The 16,569-nt window shown below is 70.3% G+C and carries 14 protein-coding genes and 1 tRNA gene; 7 read left to right on the forward strand and 8 right to left on the reverse strand.

Annotated elements, in window-relative coordinates; genetic code table 11:
• Positions 1–4: 4 nt before the first annotated feature.
• Positions 5–3,730, reverse strand: coding sequence for a methionine synthase (gene metH, locus ACYVC6_RS18915; protein ID WP_460716006.1), 3,726 nt, complete (start codon positions 3,728–3,730; stop codon positions 5–7).
• Between the two features lie 148 nt (positions 3,731–3,878).
• Here metH and ACYVC6_RS18920 point away from each other — a divergent pair, with 148 nt between their 5' ends.
• A complete protein-coding gene (locus ACYVC6_RS18920) occupies positions 3,879–4,727 on the forward strand; it encodes a PAC2 family protein (protein ID WP_460716007.1) in 849 nt (282 codons plus the stop codon).
• A gap of 211 nt (positions 4,728–4,938) precedes the next feature.
• On the opposite strand, the gene mshC is transcribed toward ACYVC6_RS18920, so the two are convergent.
• From mshC to ACYVC6_RS18940, 4 genes are read right to left on the reverse strand one after another with little or no spacing between them, the layout of a single operon-like run.
• Positions 4,939–6,180, reverse strand: coding sequence for a cysteine--1-D-myo-inosityl 2-amino-2-deoxy-alpha-D-glucopyranoside ligase (mshC, locus tag ACYVC6_RS18925; protein ID WP_460716008.1), 1,242 nt, complete (start codon positions 6,178–6,180; stop codon positions 4,939–4,941).
• 23 nt (positions 6,181–6,203) lie between these two features.
• Entirely contained in the window at positions 6,204–6,971 is a 768-nt protein-coding gene (locus tag ACYVC6_RS18930) for an SCO1664 family protein (RefSeq protein WP_460716009.1), read from the reverse strand.
• Positions 6,972–6,975: 4 nt separating this feature from the next.
• The gene (locus tag ACYVC6_RS18935) at positions 6,976–7,554 is read right to left on the reverse strand and encodes a DUF3090 domain-containing protein (RefSeq protein ID WP_460716010.1); all 579 of its coding nucleotides are present in this window, start codon (positions 7,552–7,554) and stop codon (positions 6,976–6,978) included.
• A gap of 9 nt (positions 7,555–7,563) precedes the next feature.
• Complete coding sequence (locus tag ACYVC6_RS18940) at positions 7,564–8,283, reverse strand: histidine phosphatase family protein (protein WP_460716011.1); 720 nt, start codon at positions 8,281–8,283, stop codon at positions 7,564–7,566.
• A 49-nt stretch (positions 8,284–8,332) separates the two neighbouring features.
• Here ACYVC6_RS18940 and corA point away from each other — a divergent pair, with 49 nt between their 5' ends.
• Entirely contained in the window at positions 8,333–9,313 is a 981-nt protein-coding gene (corA, locus tag ACYVC6_RS18945; RefSeq protein WP_460716012.1) for a magnesium/cobalt transporter CorA, read from the forward strand.
• Positions 9,314–9,386: 73 nt separating this feature from the next.
• Here corA and ACYVC6_RS18950 read toward each other — a convergent pair whose 3' ends face one another.
• Complete coding sequence (locus ACYVC6_RS18950) at positions 9,387–10,211, reverse strand: undecaprenyl-diphosphate phosphatase (RefSeq protein WP_460716013.1); 825 nt, start codon at positions 10,209–10,211, stop codon at positions 9,387–9,389.
• A gap of 34 nt (positions 10,212–10,245) precedes the next feature.
• On the opposite strand from ACYVC6_RS18950, the gene ACYVC6_RS18955 reads away from it, so the two are divergent.
• Positions 10,246–11,199 carry an aldo/keto reductase gene (locus ACYVC6_RS18955; RefSeq protein ID WP_460716014.1) on the forward strand — a complete coding sequence of 318 codons (954 nt, stop codon included), beginning with the start codon at positions 10,246–10,248 and terminating at the stop codon, positions 11,197–11,199.
• 2 nt (positions 11,200–11,201) lie between these two features.
• Positions 11,202–11,414 (forward strand): DUF5703 family protein, encoded by a 213-nt coding sequence (locus ACYVC6_RS18960; RefSeq protein ID WP_460716015.1) that lies wholly within the window; start codon positions 11,202–11,204, stop codon positions 11,412–11,414.
• Here the strand turns inward: ACYVC6_RS18960 and ACYVC6_RS18965 are convergent.
• Positions 11,411–12,730, reverse strand: a complete 1,320-nt coding sequence (locus tag ACYVC6_RS18965; RefSeq protein ID WP_460716519.1) for a M20/M25/M40 family metallo-hydrolase — start codon at positions 12,728–12,730, stop codon at positions 11,411–11,413. The two genes, ACYVC6_RS18960 and ACYVC6_RS18965, sit on opposite strands and share 4 nt — an antisense overlap.
• A 77-nt stretch (positions 12,731–12,807) precedes the next feature.
• Between ACYVC6_RS18965 and ACYVC6_RS18970 the strand changes: the two genes are divergently transcribed.
• The 3 genes from ACYVC6_RS18970 (at position 12,808) to ACYVC6_RS18980 (ending at position 15,121) form a co-directional block, all read left to right on the forward strand.
• Positions 12,808–12,893, forward strand: a tRNA-Leu gene (locus ACYVC6_RS18970).
• 86 nt (positions 12,894–12,979) lie between these two features.
• A complete protein-coding gene (locus ACYVC6_RS18975; protein WP_460716016.1) occupies positions 12,980–14,566 on the forward strand; it encodes a sulfatase family protein in 1,587 nt (528 codons plus the stop codon).
• Between the two features lie 24 nt (positions 14,567–14,590).
• Positions 14,591–15,121, forward strand: coding sequence for a LysR substrate-binding domain-containing protein (locus ACYVC6_RS18980; RefSeq protein WP_460716017.1), 531 nt, complete (start codon positions 14,591–14,593; stop codon positions 15,119–15,121).
• A 1-nt stretch (position 15,122) separates the two neighbouring features.
• Here ACYVC6_RS18980 and ACYVC6_RS18985 read toward each other — a convergent pair whose 3' ends face one another.
• Entirely contained in the window at positions 15,123–16,562 is a 1,440-nt protein-coding gene (locus ACYVC6_RS18985) for a GuaB1 family IMP dehydrogenase-related protein (protein WP_460716018.1), read from the reverse strand.
• Between the last annotated feature and the right edge of the window lie 7 nt (positions 16,563–16,569).

Here is a 16,569-nt window from a genome sequence, read left to right on the forward strand (position 1 = left end):
CGGCTCAGTCATCCGGGTCATAGCCCAGGTTGGGCGAGAGCCAGCGCTCAGCCTCTGCCAGGGTCCATCCCTTGCGCTCGGCGTAGTCGGCGACCTGGTCGCGACCCAGCCGCCCGACCACGAAGTACTGCGAGTCGGGGTGGCTGAAGTACCAGCCCGACACCGAGGCGCCCGGCCACATGGCCATCGACTCGGTGAGGGTGATCCCCGCCGCCGCCTCGGCGTCGAGGAGCTCCCAGAGAGTCTGCTTCTCGGTGTGGTCGGGGCAGGCGGGGTAGCCGGGCGCCGGCCGGATGCCGGTGTAGCGCTCGGCGATCAGGTCGTCGTTGCTCAGTGACTCGTCGGCCTGGTGGCCCCAGAACTCGGTGCGCACCCGCTGGTGCAGGCGCTCGGCGAACGCTTCGGCGAGCCGGTCGGCCAGGGACTCGAGCAGGATGGCGTTGTAGTCGTCGTGCTCGTCCTTGAACGCCTGGACGCGCTCGGGGAGACCGATCCCCGCCGTGACCGCGAAGCCACCGACGTGGTCCGCTGCCCCGGTCTCGCGGGGAGCGATGAAGTCGGCAAGTGACCTGTTGGGCACCCCCTCACGGTGGACACCCTGCTGACGGAGGTGGTGCAGCGTGGCCACCACCTCGGTGCGGGCGTCGTCGGCGTAGACGAGGGTGTCGTCGCCGCTCCCGGCCGCCGGGAAGATGCCGAAGACCCCCGTGGCGACCAGCCACTTCTCGGCCACGATCCGGTCGAGCATCGCCTGGGCGTCGTCGTAGAGCTTTCGGGCGGTCTCACCGCTGGTCGGGTTGTTGAGGATGTCGGGGAACTTCCCCTTCATCTCCCAGGCGTTGAAGAACGGCTGCCAGTCGATGTATTCGCGCAGCTCGCCGATGTCGTAGTCGTCGAGCACGTGGACACCGGGGGCCTTGGGGGACGGAGGGACGTAGCCCTCCCAGTCGATGGGCGTCGCCGCCGCTTTGGCCTGCTCGTAGGTCAGCAGCTTGCGGTCGCCCTTGCCGGCGTGCCGGGTGCGCAGCGAGTCGTAGTCGGCCTTGAGATCGGCGAGCAGCTGCGGACGCTGCGCGTCGCTCAGCAGGGCGGCCAGGGTCGGCACTGACCGGGACGCGTCCTTGACCCAGACGACCGGACCGTCGTACTTCCCGTCGACCTTGACCGCGGTGTGGGCGCGCGACGTCGTGGCGCCGCCGATCATCAGCGGGATCTCGAACCTTCGGCGCTGCATCTCCGTGGCGACGCCGACCATCTCGTCGAGCGAGGGCGTGATGAGCCCCGACAGGCCGACGGCGTCCGCGCCGATCTCCTGGGCGGTGTCGAGGATCTTCTGGGTCGGCACCATCACCCCGAGGTCGACGACCTCGTAGTTGTTGCACTGGAGGACCACGCCGACGATGTTCTTGCCGATGTCATGGACGTCGCCCTTGACCGTGGCCATCACGATGGTGCCGTTGGTGTCCTTGGCGGTGGCGTACTCGGGGTTGTCGAGCTTCTCCTGCTCGATGAACGGGATCAGGTAGGCGACGGCCTTCTTCATCACGCGCGCCGACTTGACCACCTGCGGGAGGAACATCTTGCCGGCGCCGAACAGGTCGCCCACGACGTTCATGCCGTCCATCAACGGCCCCTCGATCACCTCGATTGGCCGGCCACCGCGGGCGGCGATCTCCTGCCGCAGCTCCTCGGTGTCGCTCTCGGCGTAGGCGTCGATCCCCTTGACCAGGGCATGCGTGATCCGCTCGCCGACGGGCAGAGCGCGCCACTCCTCCGCCTCCGCCTCGACGGCCTCGCCCTGCTTGTTGTGGGCCTCGGCGATCTCGAGCAGGCGCTCGGCGGCGTCCGGCCGCCGGTTGAGGACGACGTCCTCGATCCGCTCGCGGAGCTCGGGCTCGACCTGGTCGTAGACCACCAGGGCGCCGGCGTTGACGATGCCCATGTCGAGTCCGGCCTCGATCGCGTGGTAGAGGAACACCGCGTGGATGGCCTCCCGCACCGGGTTGTTGCCGCGGAACGAGAAGCTCACGTTGGAGATGCCGCCGGAGACCTTGGCGCCCGGCAGGTTCTGCTTGATCCAGCGGGTCGCCTCGATGAAGTCCAGGCCGTAGGACGCGTGCTCCTCGATGCCCGTCGCGACCGCGAAGACGTTGGGGTCGAAGATGATGTCCTCGGGCGGGAACCCCACCTCGTCGACCAGGATCCGGTAGGCCCGCTCGCAGATCGCCTTGCGACGCTCGAGGTTGTCGGCCTGGCCGTCCTCGTCGAAGGCCATCACCACGGCGGCCGCGCCGTACTTGCGGCACAGCCGGGCCTGCTCGCGGAACTTCTCCTCGCCCTCCTTCATCGAGATCGAGTTGACGATCGGCTTGCCTTGGACGTTCTTGAGCCCGGCCTCGATGACCTCCCACTTCGAGGAGTCGACCATCACCGGCACCCGACTGATGTCGGGCTCGCTCGCGACCAGCTTGGTGAACCGGTCCATCGCAGCGACGCCGTCGATCATCCCTTCGTCCATGTTGATGTCGATGACCTGCGCGCCGTTCTCGACCTGCTGCGCGGCGACGGTCAGTGCGGCGTCGTAGTCACCGTCCTTGATCAGGTTGCGGAACCTCGCCGAGCCGGTGATGTTGGTCCGCTCCCCCACGTTCACGAAGAGGCTGTCCTCGGTGATCGTGAACGGCTCCAGGCCGGCCAGGCGCATGGCGGGCTCGATGGCGCGCGGCTCCCGGCGCTCCTTGCCCTCGACCGCGGCGGCGATGGCGGCGATGTGGTCGGGGGTGGTGCCGCAGCAGCCGCCGACCAGGTTGACGAAGCCGGACTCGGCGAACTCGCCGAGGAAGGCCGCGGTCTCCTCCGGCGCCTCGTCGTACTCGCCGAAGGCGTTGGGCAGGCCGGCGTTGGGGTAGCAGGACACGAAGGAGTCGGCGATCCGGGACATCTCCGCGATGTAGGGCCGCATCTCCTTGGCGCCCAGCGCGCAGTTGAGGCCGACCGCGAGGGGGTTGACGTGACGCACCGAGCCCCAGAACGCCTCGGTGACCTGCCCGGAGAGGGTGCGCCCGGAGGCGTCGGTGATGGTGCCGGAGACGATCACCGGCCAGCGCCGGCCGTAGTCCTCGAAGACGCTCTCGACGGCGAAGATCGCCGCCTTGGCGTTGAGGGTGTCGAAGATCGTCTCGATGAACAGCAGGTCGGAACCGCCCTCGAGCAGGCCGCGCGTGGCCTCGGCGTACGCAGCGACGAGCTGGTCGTAGGAGACGTTGCGTGCGCCGGGGTCGTTGACGTCCGGCGAGATCGACGCCGTGCGGGTGGTCGGGCCGAGGGCGCCCGCGACGTAGCGCGGTCGATCGGGCGTCGAGACCTCGTCGGCGACCCGCCGGGCGAGCCGGGCGGCCTCGAGGTTGAGCTCGTGGGCGAGCTCTTCCATGCCGTAGTCGGCCAGCGACACCGCGTTGGCGTTGAACGTGTTGGTCTCGAGGATGTCGGCCCCGGCCTCGAGATATTCCCGGTGGATGCCGGCGATGATCTCGGGCTGGGTCAGCGTGAGCAGGTCGTTGTTGCCCTGGAGGTCGCTCGGCCAGTCGGCGAACCGTTCACCGCGGTAGCCCTCCTCAGAGGGTCGGTCCCGTTGGATGGCGGTGCCCATCGCACCGTCGATCACCATGATCCGCTCGCGCAGGGTCGCGGTCAGCGCCTCGGTCGCGTCCGGCCTGAACGACTCGCTCACGGTGACCCCCCTTCCCCTGCGTCCATCGAGCCTAGGCATCATCATTTCCGGGCAGTCCGAGGAACGGACAGGATTCCCAGATGGTGACACTCGCCCGCCGCTCGATCTAAATCCTCGGCGCCACCTGCCCTCTCCCTAGACTTGCTGAGTGATCGAGATCGAGGACGTGCCGGGCCTGGTGGATCCTGTGGTGATCGCGGCGTTCGAGGGGTGGAACGACGCAGCGGATGCAGCCTCCTCGGTGGTCGACCACTTGATGACCGTCTGGTCGGCGCGCGTCGTCGGCACGATCGACCCTGACGAGTTCTACGACTTCCAGGTCAACCGTCCCTACGTCGGCACCGACGCGTCCGGCCACCGCAGGATCCAGTGGCCCGGCACCCAGATCGCGGTGGCCTCCCCACCGGACCTCGACCGGGACGTCATCCTCATCCGGGGCATCGAGCCCAACATGCGCTGGCGGCTCTTCTGCGCCGAGCTGCTGGCGGCCTGCGACGACCTGGGCGGCAGCCTCGTGGTGACCCTCGGTGCTCTCCTGGCCGACACGCCCCACACCCGGCCGATCCCCGTCACCGGGACCGCTTCCGAGCCGGACCTCGTCGACCGGCTCAAGCTCGAGCAGTCGACCTACGAGGGGCCCACCGGCATCGTCGGCGTGTTCCAGGACGCCTGCCTTCGTCTCGACATCCCGGCGGTGTCCTACTGGGCGGCGGTCCCCCACTACGTCGCCCAGCCGCCGTGCCCCAAGGCCACGCTCGCCCTGCTGGGCCAGCTCGAGGACCTGCTCGAGTGCAGCATCCCGCTCGGCGAGCTCCCGGAGGACGCACGCGCCTGGGAGCGCGGCGTGGACGAGCTCGCCGAGGAGGACGAGGACGTCGCCGACTACGTGCGCTCCCTTGAGGAGACTCGCGACACCGCGGACCTCCCCGAGGCGTCCGGCGAGGCCATCGCCCGGGAGTTCGAGAAGTTCTTGAAGCGCAAAGAGGATGAAGGCTGAACTCGTAGGCGAACGCCCAACGCGACCACGTTGCCGCCTTCTCGGGTGAAACTGACGGAGGAGCGGCTTCGGGGTCCCCGCGGGCTTGTGTGCGGAGGAGCGAAGCGGGGGAGCACTCAAGGTCGTGGGGTGAAGCGTTGCGGGGGAGGCAGGTTCGCCTGAGAAGCCGGCACAGACCTACGCGCTGCGCGACCTCTCGACCACCGAGGGACTAGAGGGCCAGCCCTAGCGCCGCATCCAACAGCGCGTGCATCGTCAGGGCGGCATCGGGATCCGAGGTCTCGGCCAGGTGGCCGGTGCTGCCCAGGGTCGCGTCGACCCAGGCCTGGACGGCGGCGACCGCGCGCGGGGCGTCGAGGTCGTCGGCCAGTGCGGCCAGCACCTCGGTCACCACCGGCCCCGCGGGAGCCCCGGCGCCCAGGGACAGCGCGCGGCGCCACGACTCGAGGGTGTCGACGGCATCCCAGAGCTCGGCGTCGAGCCACTCCCAGTCCGACCGGTAGTGGTGGCGCAGCAGCACCAGCCGGATCGCCATCGGGTCGACATCGCTGTTGCGCAGCGCCGACACGAAGACCAGGTTGCCCAGCGACTTCGACATCTTCTCGCCGTCGTAGGCCACCATCCCGGCGTGCGAGTAGACCCTGGCGAACGGTGCCGACGGGTCCGCGACCTGGGCGTGCCCGGCGCACATCTCGTGGTGGGGAAAGACGAGGTCGCTGCCGCCCGCCTGGACGTCGAAGGCGGCACCGAGGTGCTCCTGGGCGATGGCCGTGCACTCGATGTGCCACCCGGGCCGTCCGGGGCCGAACGGGCTGTCCCAGCTCGGCTCACCGTCGCGAGGCCCGCGCCAGACGACACAGTCGAGGGGATCCTTCTTGCCGGGGCGCTCCGGGTCGCCGCCGCGTTCGGGGTAGATCTCGAGCATCTCGTCGCGGGTGAGACCCGACTCCTCCCCGAAGGCCGGGTCCGAGGTGACCGAGAAGTAGAGGTCGTCGTCGACCCGGTAGACCGTGCCGGCGGCCTGGAGCCGCTCCACCAGGCCGATGACCAGCGGGATCGACTCGACCGCGCCGACGTAGTGGTCGGGTGCGAGCACCCGCAGCGCGGTCATGTCCTGGCGGAACAGCTCGGTCTCGCGCTCGGCCAGCTCGCGCCAGTCGACGTGCACGCGCTCTGCCCGCTCCAGCAGCGGGTCGTCGACGTCGGTGACGTTCTGGACGTAGACGACCTCGAGCCCGGCGTTGCGCCACGCCCGGTTGAGGAGGTCGAAGGCGACGTAGGTCGCGGCGTGGCCCAGGTGGGTGGCGTCGTAGGGCGTGATGCCGCAGACGTACATCCGCGCGGGACCGTCCGGCTCGGTGGTCACCAAAGTCCCGGTCGCGGTGTCGTGAAGAGCGACGGGTGGGCCGGTCTCGGTGAGCTCCGGGACGTCCGGAGAGGGCCACGCACGCATGCGGGGAGCCTAGTAGGGACAGGTCAGAACGGCGGCCACGGGATGGCGGGATAGTCCCCCCGCGGCTGCGGCAGGACTCCGCGGTCCGCCAGTCTGGCGCAACGGCGGGCCAGGGCGTCGACCTCGCGCGGCGTCAGGTGCTGGGAAAGGGTCTCGCCCAGCTCGCCGAGAACGGCGGCGCGCAGGTCGGCGACCACGGTCACCTCGTCGTTGGTGAGCGGCTCCCCCGCCCAGCCCCACAGCACGGTGCGCAGCTTCGCCTCCGCGTGCAGTGACACGCCGTGGTCCACGCCGTACCGGTGCCCGTCGGCCATCTCCAGGACGTGCCCGCCCTTGCGGTCGGCATTGTTGACGACCGCGTCGAACACCGCCATCCGGCGCAGCGGCACGGTGTCCTCGTGGACGAGCGAGATGGGCCGGTCGTGCCCGTCGATGCCGTCGAAGACGAGCCGCCACCCCTCGGGGACCTGGCCCTGCGGCACCAGGGTGACCGCCTCCTGGTCCGGGTCCGGCTCCTGCCAGACCTGCACCATGCCCCGGCCGTGCGGCCCGTCGCGGATCCAGGTGCGGGGCACGACGTCCCAGCCCATGGCCTCGGAGACGAGGTAGGCGGCTACCTCCCGGTCGGCCAGGGTGCCGTGCGGGAAGTCCCACAGGGGGCGCTCGCCCGACACCGGCTTGTAGACGACTCGGACGTCCCCGATCTCTCCGAGGAACGTCGCGTTGGAGGCCGGCATGATCCGCCCGTGCAGGACGAGCTCGTCCTCCATGAGGCTGCCCGCGCGGGCCATCTGTCTAGGGATCCCGGCGCCGGAAGCCGTTGGCCCGCACGCACAGGTGGCCGTCCGGGTCGATAGGGCCACCGCAGAAGGGGCACGTGGGGCGGCCGGCCTCGAGTACCCGCTCCGCGCGCTTGACGAAGGCCCGGGCGCTGCCGGCGTCGAGGCGCACCAGGAAGATCTCCTCGGGCTCCGGCTCCTCGAAGTCCTCGTCGACCTGGTCGGGCGAGACGACCGCCGCCTCGGTGAACGGGAAGACCTCGATGACGACCCGCTCGTCGTCGGGGTCCCACGAGAGCGTCATCGTCCCGGCGCGGAACTCCTCCTCGATCGGCTGCTCGAGCGGCTCGGAGTCCTCCAGGTCGAGCGGTGCGAGCGCTGGGACGATCCCCTCGGTGCTGCGGCTGCTCATCACCTCGTCCAGCAGCTGGTCCACCCGCTCGGCCAGGGCAACCACCTGCTGCTTCTCCAGCGACACGCTGACCAGGCGGCTGCCGCTGCGCGCCTGGAGGAAGAAGGTGCGTTGCCCGGGCGGGCCGACGGTGCCGGTGACGAAGCGCTCCGGCGGGTCGAAGCCGTGGATCAGCGGAGGCATGTCCTCACCCTATGAGGCTGCTGGGGAGGGACCGGCGCCTCCGCCCACCATCGCGTCGCTCCGGGCCGATCCCCGCCCCCGCCCCCGCTTCCGGGGCGCCAACCAGGCCAGGTCCCCGGCGTGGGTGTTGCTCGCCAGCACGAACGGGCGGGCCGAGGTGTAGCGGATGATGGAGACCGAGGCCGGGTCGACGTGGAGGCGCTGGAACAGGTCGAGGTGCATGCCCAGGGCATCGGCCAGCACGGACTTGATGACGTCGCCGTGGCTCACCGCGACCCACACCGCGCCGGGTCCGTGCTCCTGCTCGAAGGCGGCGTCACGACGGCGTACGGCGGTGACCGCACGCGCCTGCATCGCGGTCATGGACTCGCCGCCCGGGAAGACCGCCGCCGACGGCTGTGTCTGAACGGTCTTCCACAGCGCCTCCTTGGCCAGGGTCTTGAGCTCGCGGCCCTGCCACTCGCCGTAGTCGCACTCCGTGAGCCCCTTGTCGGTCAGCCGGGCCGGCTTGCCCTGCTGGGCGCCGGCGATCGCCGCGGCCGTCTGCTTGCAGCGGTCGAGCGGGCTGCTCACGACGGCCACCAGGGGCACCGCGGCCAGCCGCTCCCCCACGGCGGCGGCCTGGGTCCGTCCGAGGTCGTCGAGGGAGACCCCTGAGGCGCGACCGGCGAGCACCCCCGAGACGTTGGCGGTGGTTCGGCCGTGCCGCACGAGGATCACCGTCGCCATGCCGCGAACAGTAGCGATGCGGCCCGCCGCGAGGCCTACCCTCGTTGGTGTGATCGTCGACGGCGCCCTCTACCGCAAGGGGCAGCGGATCGAGGTCGACTGCCAGACCCACGAGTACGACACGCTGCGCGCCCATGCCACCGAACCGGGCGACTTCGTCTGGGTGGGGCTCTACCAGCCCACCGCGGACGAGCTGGCGGACGTGGCCAAGTCCTTCGGCCTGCACCACCTGGCCGTCGAGGACGCCGTCAAGGCCCATCAGCGCCCCAAGCTCGAGCACTACGAGGACAGCCTGTTCCTGGTGCTGAAGACGCTTTGGTACGTCGACGAGACCGACGCGGTCGAGACCGGCGAGATCAGCATCTTCCTGGGCCATGACTTCGTCGTGACCGTGCGGCACGGCCAGGGCCTGCAGCTCCAGTCGGCACGAGCGTTCCTCGAGTCACGGGAGAGCGTGCTCACCCATGGACCCTCGGCCGTCGTCTACGCCGTCTGCGACACCGTGGTGGACGGCTACGTCGCGGTCGTCGACGAGCTCGAGGTCGACGTGGACGAGGTGGAGGAGTCGGTGTTCTCCCCGTCCCGGACCAACGACTCGGTCCGGATCTACACCCTCAAGCGCGAGATCGCCGAGGTCCGCCGGGCGGTGATGCCGCTGCGTGAGCCGATGCGCCGCTTCGCCGAGGCCCGGGTCCCCGGAATCGAGAAGGAGTCGGGCCCGTTCTTCCGCGACGTCCTCGACCACCTCAACCAGACCGCCGACATGGTCGAGACCCTGGACAGCCTGCTGTCGACGGCGTTCGACGCCCACCTGGCCCGCGTGTCGGTCCAGCAGAACAAAGACATGCGCACGATCTCGGCAGGCATCGGCCTGGTCGCGATGCCGACCCTCATCGCCGGCGTCTATGGCATGAACTTCGACGACATGCCCGAGCTCGGCTGGGTGTTCGGCTACCCGTTCGCCCTGCTCCTGATGGTGCTGTCGTCAGCGGGGCTCCTGGTGTTCTTCAAGAAGTCGGGCTGGCTGTGACATAACCCTCGTGAGCTTCGGCCCCGGGACCATGGCGACGCTCGCTGCGCTCGCAAGGCTTCGCCCCCTTCGGCTAGCTGCTGAGGACGCCTGTTCCCAGCAGGGCGAACGTGGCGACCCCCAGAGCGACGCGGTAGAGGACGAACGGCGTGTAGGAGTTCGTGGAGACGTAGCGGAGCAGCCACGCGATCGCGGTGTAGCCGACGACGAACGAGACCACCGTGGCGGTGATCGTCGGCCCCCAGCCGTAGGCGTTGTCGCCAGAGCTGATCTCCGGGATCTCGAACAGCCCGGCGCCGACGACCGCCGGAATGGCCAGCAGGAACGCGTAGCGGGTCGCGGCCTCCCGGTCGTAGCCGAGGAAGCGGCCCATCGACAGCGTGGCACCCGAGCGGGAGACACCAGGGACGAGCGCGCAGGCCTGGGCCAGACCCAGCAGGACGGCGTGCGTGAGGTGCATCTCCCGAATCTGCCGGTCGGTGGAGCCGACCCGGTCGGCGATCCCCAGGATCACACCGAAGACGACCAGGGTCCCGGCGATCAGCCAGAGGCTGCGGAAGTCGCGCTCGATCACGTCCTTGAGCAGGATGCCGAGCACCACGATCGGCACCGAGCCCACGATGACGTACCAGCCCATCCGGGCATCGAGGTGCCCTCGGTACTCCGGGCGGACCAGGGAACGCGCCCAGGTGGAGAAGATCCGCCAGATGTCCTTGCGGAAGTAGATGAGCACGGCGAGCTCGGTGCCGATCTGGATGACCGCCGTGAACGCCGCGCCCGGGTCGCCCCAGCCGACGAGCTCGGGGTAGATCCGCAGATGAGCGCTGCTGGAGATGGGCAGGAACTCCGTGAGGCCCTGGATGAGACCGAGCACCACAGCCTTCAGCACGTCCTCCACGGCTCCCGACCCTATGGGGACTACGGTTTCCGCCATGCAGCGGAGGGCTCTGGGACACACCGGTCTTCGAGTCTCGAGGCTGGGCCTCGGCACCATGACCTGGGGCGGCGACACCGACGAGCACGAGGCCCGCGACCAGCTCACCGGGTTCCTCGGTGCCGGCGGCAACCTGGTGGACACCGCGGCCGGCTACACCGACGGCCGCTCGGAGGAGCTGCTCGGTTCGCTCGTCGGGTCGGTGGTGCCGCGCGACGAGGTCGTCATCGCCACCAAGGCCGGCATCTCACGGCGGACGGGAACCCGGGTGCTCGACACCTCGCGGGGCACGCTCTTGGCGACCCTGGACGCTTCGCTCAAGCGGCTCGGCGTCGACCACGTGGACCTGTGGCAGGTGCACGTGTGGACGGACGAGACGCCCGTGGAGGAGACGCTCGGTGCGCTGGACTTCGCGGTGAGCACCGGGCGGGCGGCGTACGTCGGCATCTCCAACTACAACGGCTGGCAGACCGGCCAGGCCGCCACCTGGCAGCGATCAGTGCCGGGCCGGGCGCCGCTGGCCTCGACCCAGGTCGAATACTCGCTGGTCAACCGCAAGGTCGAGCAGGAGGTGCTGCCGGCGGCGCGGGCGCTGGGCCTCGGCGTCCTGCCGTGGTCGCCGCTCGGCCGCGGCGTCCTGACCGGCAAGTACCGCACCGGAACCCCGTCCGACTCCCGTGGCGCCTCCCGGATCTTCAGCGGCTTCGTCGACGCATATCTCGACGACCGGGGCCGCGGCATCGTCGAGGCGACGGCCAAGGCCGCGGACGGGCTCGGCTGGACACCGCTCCAGGTCGCGCTCGTCTGGGTGCGGGACCGGCCCGGGGTGACTGCGCCGATCGTCGGGGCGCGCACCTCCGCACAACTCCAGGACGCGCTCGACATCGAGGACAAGGTGCTACCGGAGGAGATCGCCTCGGCACTCGATGACGTATCGGGGGGCGTCTGGTGAGCGTGACCAGGAGCACAGCCGGGACCCGACGAGTCGAGTGGGAGTTCGACAAGGTCGTCTTCGACCGTGAGTTCCCGCGCACCGTGGTCACCAAGCTGCTCGTCGAGCGTGCCGAGCACGGCGGCTGGGAGCTCGACCGGGTGCGGATCGGGTCCGACGGCGTACGCCGGGTGATCCTGCGACGCAAGATCATCAGGGCCGTCAGGACCGCCTAGACCTCGTCCAGAAAGCGATCGAGCACCCGCGCGCCGAACTCGAGCGACTCGGTCGGCACCCGCTCGTCGACGCCGTGGAAGAGGGCAGTGAAGTCCAGATCGGCCGGTAGCCGCAGCGGTGCGAACCCGTAGGAGCGCAGGCCCAGGGCGCGGAAGTGCTTGGCGTCGGTCCCGCCGCTCATCAGGTAGGGCGCGACGATCCCGTCGGGGTCCTCGGCGAGGATGCTCCGTTCCATCGACGCGACCAGCGCACCGTCGTACGGCGTCTCCCACGGCTGCTGCCAGCTCAGCGCGTCGATGGTGATGTCCTCGCCCACCAGCTCCTCGAGCGTGGTCCGGAACTCGTCCTCGAAGCCGGGCAGGAACCGGCCGTCGACGTAGGCGGACGCCTCGGTGGGCACCACGTTGACCTTGTAGCCGGCCTGCAGCATCGTCGGCTGCAAGGTGTTGCTGATGACCGCGCCCAGCATCCGCGCCGCGCCGCCGAACTCCTGCACCAGTTCAGGCGCGTTGTCCGGGGTGACCTCGGTGCCGGCGAGATCAGCCACCGTCGCCAGCAGGATCTCCATCGTCGGAGTCAGGCGGACGGGCCACTCGTAGGCACTGAGTCGGGCCACCGCCGCGGTCAGGCGCGCCACCGCGTTGTCCGGGTTGATCATCGAGCCGTGCCCGGCCGTGCCCCGGGCGGTGAGCTTGAGCCAGGCCATGCCCTTCTCGGCGGCCTCGATCAGGTAGAGGCGCCGGCCCCGGACCGTGGTGCTGAAGCCCCCGACCTCCCCAACGGCCTCGGTGCAGCGCTCCAGCTCCTCACGGTGCTGCTCGACCAGGACCTGGGCGCCGAGGTGGCCGCCCGCCTCCTCGTCGGCGGTGAAGGCCAGGACGATCGGCCGGTCGGGGACCCGGCCCGTGCGCTGGCGGTGCCGGACCACCGCGAGCAGCATGGCGTCGAAGTCCTTCATGTCGACGGTGCCGCGGCCCCAGAGATAGCCGTCCTGGATCTCGCCGGCGAACGGGTCGACCTGCCAGTCCTCGGCGGCCGCTGGTACGACGTCCAGGTGGCCGTGCAGCAGGAGCGCGTCCCCGTCGGATCCGCCCCAGTGCGCCACCAGTGACGTTCGGCCCGGCTCGGACTCGTAGAGCCGGGACTCGATCCCGACCTCGTCGAGCAGCGCTGCGACGTGCTCCGCAGCCTTCCGCTCCCCCGGCCCGGAGTCGTCGCCGTAGTTGCTCGTGTCCATCCGGACGAGCTCGCGGCAGAGGTCGACGACCTCGGCGTCCACGCCCGGCTCGCTGCTCTCCGACATGCCGTCCAGCATGTCATCCACGGCTGCACGGAGCCCGTTCCACCGATGCGAGGATCGGCCTGCTGCTTTGCTAGGGTTTCGGCGCACTCGTCCGGGTGGCGGAATTGGCAGACGCGCTAGCTTGAGGTGCTAGTGCCCTTTATCGGGCGTGGGGGTTCAAGTCCCCCCTCGGACACAGATCCGAACCCGCAGGCCCTCTGACCTGCGGGTTCTTGGTTCGCTGACAACGGGGACGACGACGACCAGGGAGTGGTAGCGCACGTGGCTAGGGGCTGGTCGGCCGCGTTCGGGCTGGTGGTCGTGACCGTCCTCCTGGGACTCGTCGGCTCCAACTGGAGCGGTGTCGCGGCCCTTCACTCAGCAGCGGACCCCTCGGACGCCACGAAGCCGTCACCGAGGCCCAACGTGGTCGTGATCGTCGCGGACGACCTCGACAAGTTGCTGCTCAGGTGGATGCCACAGACCCGGCGCCTGGTCGCGGACCAGGGAGCGACCTTCGACCGCTACTACGTCGAGCAGTCCACCTGCTGCACCTCGCGGGCGAGCATCCTGTCCGGTGAGTACACCCACAACCACGGGGTGCGCGGCAACCACTACCCGGCCGGAGGGTTCTTCCGCTGGCACGAGGGGCGTGAGTCGACTGCCCTGCCGACCTGGCTGGAGTCCAACGGCTACCGCAGCGCACTGCTCGGCAAGTACCTGAACGAGTACCCCTACCCGGGCGGATACAACGGCACCGCGGCCGAGAAGCAGGCCCTCGAGGAGTTCGTCCCGCCCGGCTGGCAGTCGTGGTTCAGCCCCGTCGACGGGACGCCCTACCGCCAGCGCGACACGGTCGTGAACGTCAACGGCGTCGTGGACGAGGCGCCGCGCACCGACTTCCTCGACCAGCTCATGGGCGACCGCATGCTCGACCTGGTCGACGGCCTGGACGGGATGAACCTGCGCGAGGGCGGCAAGTTCCTCTACTACGCGTCCTACGCGCCGCACTCGCCGTACGCCGCGCCCGACCGCTATGACACCGAGTTCCGCGCCGTGCGCTACCCCCGGAGGCCGAGCTTCGACGAGGCCGACGTCAGCGACAAGTACGGGCTGAGCGCCGTCCGCGGGCCGATGACCGCCGAGAAGGCTGCCGAGATCGACGAGACCTTCCGGCAGCGGATCAGGTCGGTGCAGGTCCTCGACGCGAATGTCGGGGCGCTGGTCCGGAGGCTGGAGGCGCAGGGCACCCTCGACAACACCTACATCGTGTTCACCTCCGACAACGGCTACAACATGGGCGAGCATCGCCTCGACATCGCGAAGTACAACCAGTTCGAGGAGACCGTCAGCGTGCCGTTGCTGGTGCGCGGCCCGGGCATCGAGCCCGGCACCACGATCAGCGAGCTGGCCGGCAACATCGACCTCGCGCCCACCATCGCCGACATGACCGGTACTCCCGCGCCGGACCGGGTCGACGGTCTGTCGCTCCTTCCCCTCCTGACCGGAGCGGACCGGTCCCTGCCCCGCGACCACCTCCTCCTCAGCCGAGGCCTGATCCCGCTGGAGAAGGAGGCGCTGTCGGCTGTCGAGGAGTTCCCAGAGACGATCGTCGAGAGCCCGCGGCACGCGCGGCTCTCGGACTTCAACGCCGTGGTCACCGAGCGCTGGAAGCTCGTCGACTACATCAACAGCGATCGCGAGGAGCTCTACGACCTGCGCCGCGACCCCTACGAGCTCGACAACCTGATGGTGGGCGGCTGGCAGTCGCTCAAGCTGATGCCACCGTGGCAGCAGGAGCTGGTCCGCGACCTCCGGCGGACGCTCCACCTGCTGCTCAGGTGCGAGGCGGCCGGCTGCCGGCTGTGAGGCTCAGCCTGTGACACTGCCCGTATGACCTTCACCGTCGGCTTCGTCACCGGCGCGACCCCCGACAAGTGGGCGCGTGTCTGGCGGGAGCGGACGAAGGAGCGGCTCGAGCTGGTCCCTCTCACTGAGGACACCCAGCTCGACGGGGTTCGGGACGGGACGCAGTCGATGGCGCTGGTCCGCCTGCCGGTGGAGCGTGAGGGACTGCACCTCATCCCGCTCTACGAGGAGCTGCCGGTCGCGGTCATGAGCGTCGACAACACCCTGACCCTGCTCGAGGAGGTCACGCGGACCGACCTCGCCGAGGAGCACCAGGACTGGGGCGACCTGTCGACGGCCGACGTCGTGGCGACCGTCGCGGCCGGGACCGGCGTCGTCGTGGTGCCGATGTCGGTGGCCAGGCTGCACCACCGCAAGGACGTCACCTACCGGACCGTGGTCGACCTGCCACCGACGACCGTGGGCCTGGCCTGGCGCGTCGACGACGAGGACGAGCGGGTCCAGAGGTTCATCGGCATCGTCCGCGGCCGCAGCGAGCGCAGCTCGCGGTCCTGAGTCACCAGGACGTCGCCAGCGGCCGGCCCTCCGTGAACCCGGCGGCCGACTGGACGCCCACGACGGCCCGCTCACGCAGCTCCTGGAGGGTCCCCGCGCCGGCATAGGTGCAGGCCGAGCGCACGCCCGAGCAGATCTCGTCGATGAGGTCCTCCACGCCGGGGCGCGCCGGGTCGAGGTACATCCGCGAGGACGAGATGCCCTCCTCGTAGAGCCCCTTGCGGGCGCGGTCGTAGGCCGACTCGCCGGCGGTCCGGTTGGCCACCGCGCGGGCGGAGGCCATGCCGAACGAGATCTTGTAGGCGCGGCCCGACGAGTCCTCGAGCAGGTCACCCGGTGACTCGTGCGTGCCCGCGAACCACGAGCCGATCATCACCGACGAGGCGCCGGCGGCCAGGGCGAGCGCGACGTCGCGCGGGTGCCGCACTCCCCCGTCGGCCCACACGTGGCTGCCGAGCTCGGCCGCGGCCGAGGCGCACTCCAGCACGGCCGAGAACTGCGGCCGGCCGACCCCGGTCATCATCCGGGTCGTGCACATGGCACCCGGGCCGACACCCACCTTGACGATGTCCGCGCCGGCCTCGAGGAGCGCGCGCGTCCCTTCCGCCGAGACGACGTTGCCGGCGACCACCGGCACGGTCGGTCCGAGCGACCGGACGGCGCCGAGCGCCTCGACCATCCGGTCCTGGTGGCCGTGGGCGGTATCCACCACCAGGCAGTCGACGCCGGCCTCCAGGAGCCGGCCGGCCTTGTCGGCCACCTCGCCGGTCACGCCCACCGCGGCCGCGACCCGCAGCCGGGCGGATCCGTCCACGGCCGGCTCGTAGAGCGTGGCGCGCAGGGCGCCGTCGCGAGTCAGGACCCCGACCAGGTGGCCGGCGTCGTCGACCGCGACGGCAAAGGCGGCCCGGGCCGCGTCGATGCGCTCGAACGCCTCCCGCGGATCGCTGTCGGCGGAGATGGTGGCGTCGGCGGGCCGCATCACGTGGTGCACCTGGGCGAACCGGTCGACCTCGGCGCAGTCCTCCGCGGTCACGACGCCCAGCGGGGTGCCCGACCCGTCGACGACCACGGCCGCTCGGTGCGCCCGCTTCGGCATCAGCGCGATGGCCTCGGCGACGGTCTGGGTCGGTGCGAGCTCGATCGCCGTGTCGACGACCAGATGGCGGGACTTGACCCAGGAGATCACCTCGGCGACCACGGGGATCGGGATGTCCTGCGGGATCACCACGAGCCCGCCCCGGCGCGCTACCGTCTCGGCCATCCGCTTGCCGGCGATGGCGGTCATGTTGGCGACCACGAGCGGGATGGTGGCCCCCGTCCCGTCCCCCGTCCGCAGGTTGACGTCGTAGCGGCTGGCCACCGAGGACTGCCGCGGAACCATGAAGACGTCGTCGTAGGTCAGTTCGTGGGCGGGGACCCGGTCGTCGAGGAAGCGCACGCACCTA

This window comes from Nocardioides dilutus (assembly GCF_054779555.1).

Excerpts from the sequence above, each read along its gene's own strand:
- mshC (WP_460716008.1), bottom strand. The coding sequence starts at position 6,180 with ATGCGTGCGTGGCCCTCTCCGGACGTCCCGGAGCTCACCGAGACCGGC.
- ACYVC6_RS18930 (WP_460716009.1), bottom strand. The coding sequence starts at position 6,971 with ATGGCCCGCGCGGGCAGCCTCATGGAGGACGAGCTCGTCCTGCACGGG.
- ACYVC6_RS18935 (WP_460716010.1), bottom strand. The coding sequence starts at position 7,554 with ATGCCTCCGCTGATCCACGGCTTCGACCCGCCGGAGCGCTTCGTCACC.
- ACYVC6_RS18940 (WP_460716011.1), bottom strand. The coding sequence starts at position 8,283 with ATGGCGACGGTGATCCTCGTGCGGCACGGCCGAACCACCGCCAACGTC.
- ACYVC6_RS18955 (WP_460716014.1), top strand. The coding sequence starts at position 10,246 with ATGCAGCGGAGGGCTCTGGGACACACCGGTCTTCGAGTCTCGAGGCTG.
- ACYVC6_RS18965 (WP_460716519.1), bottom strand. The coding sequence starts at position 12,730 with ATGCTGGACGGCATGTCGGAGAGCAGCGAGCCGGGCGTGGACGCCGAG.
- ACYVC6_RS18980 (WP_460716017.1), top strand. The coding sequence starts at position 14,591 with ATGACCTTCACCGTCGGCTTCGTCACCGGCGCGACCCCCGACAAGTGG.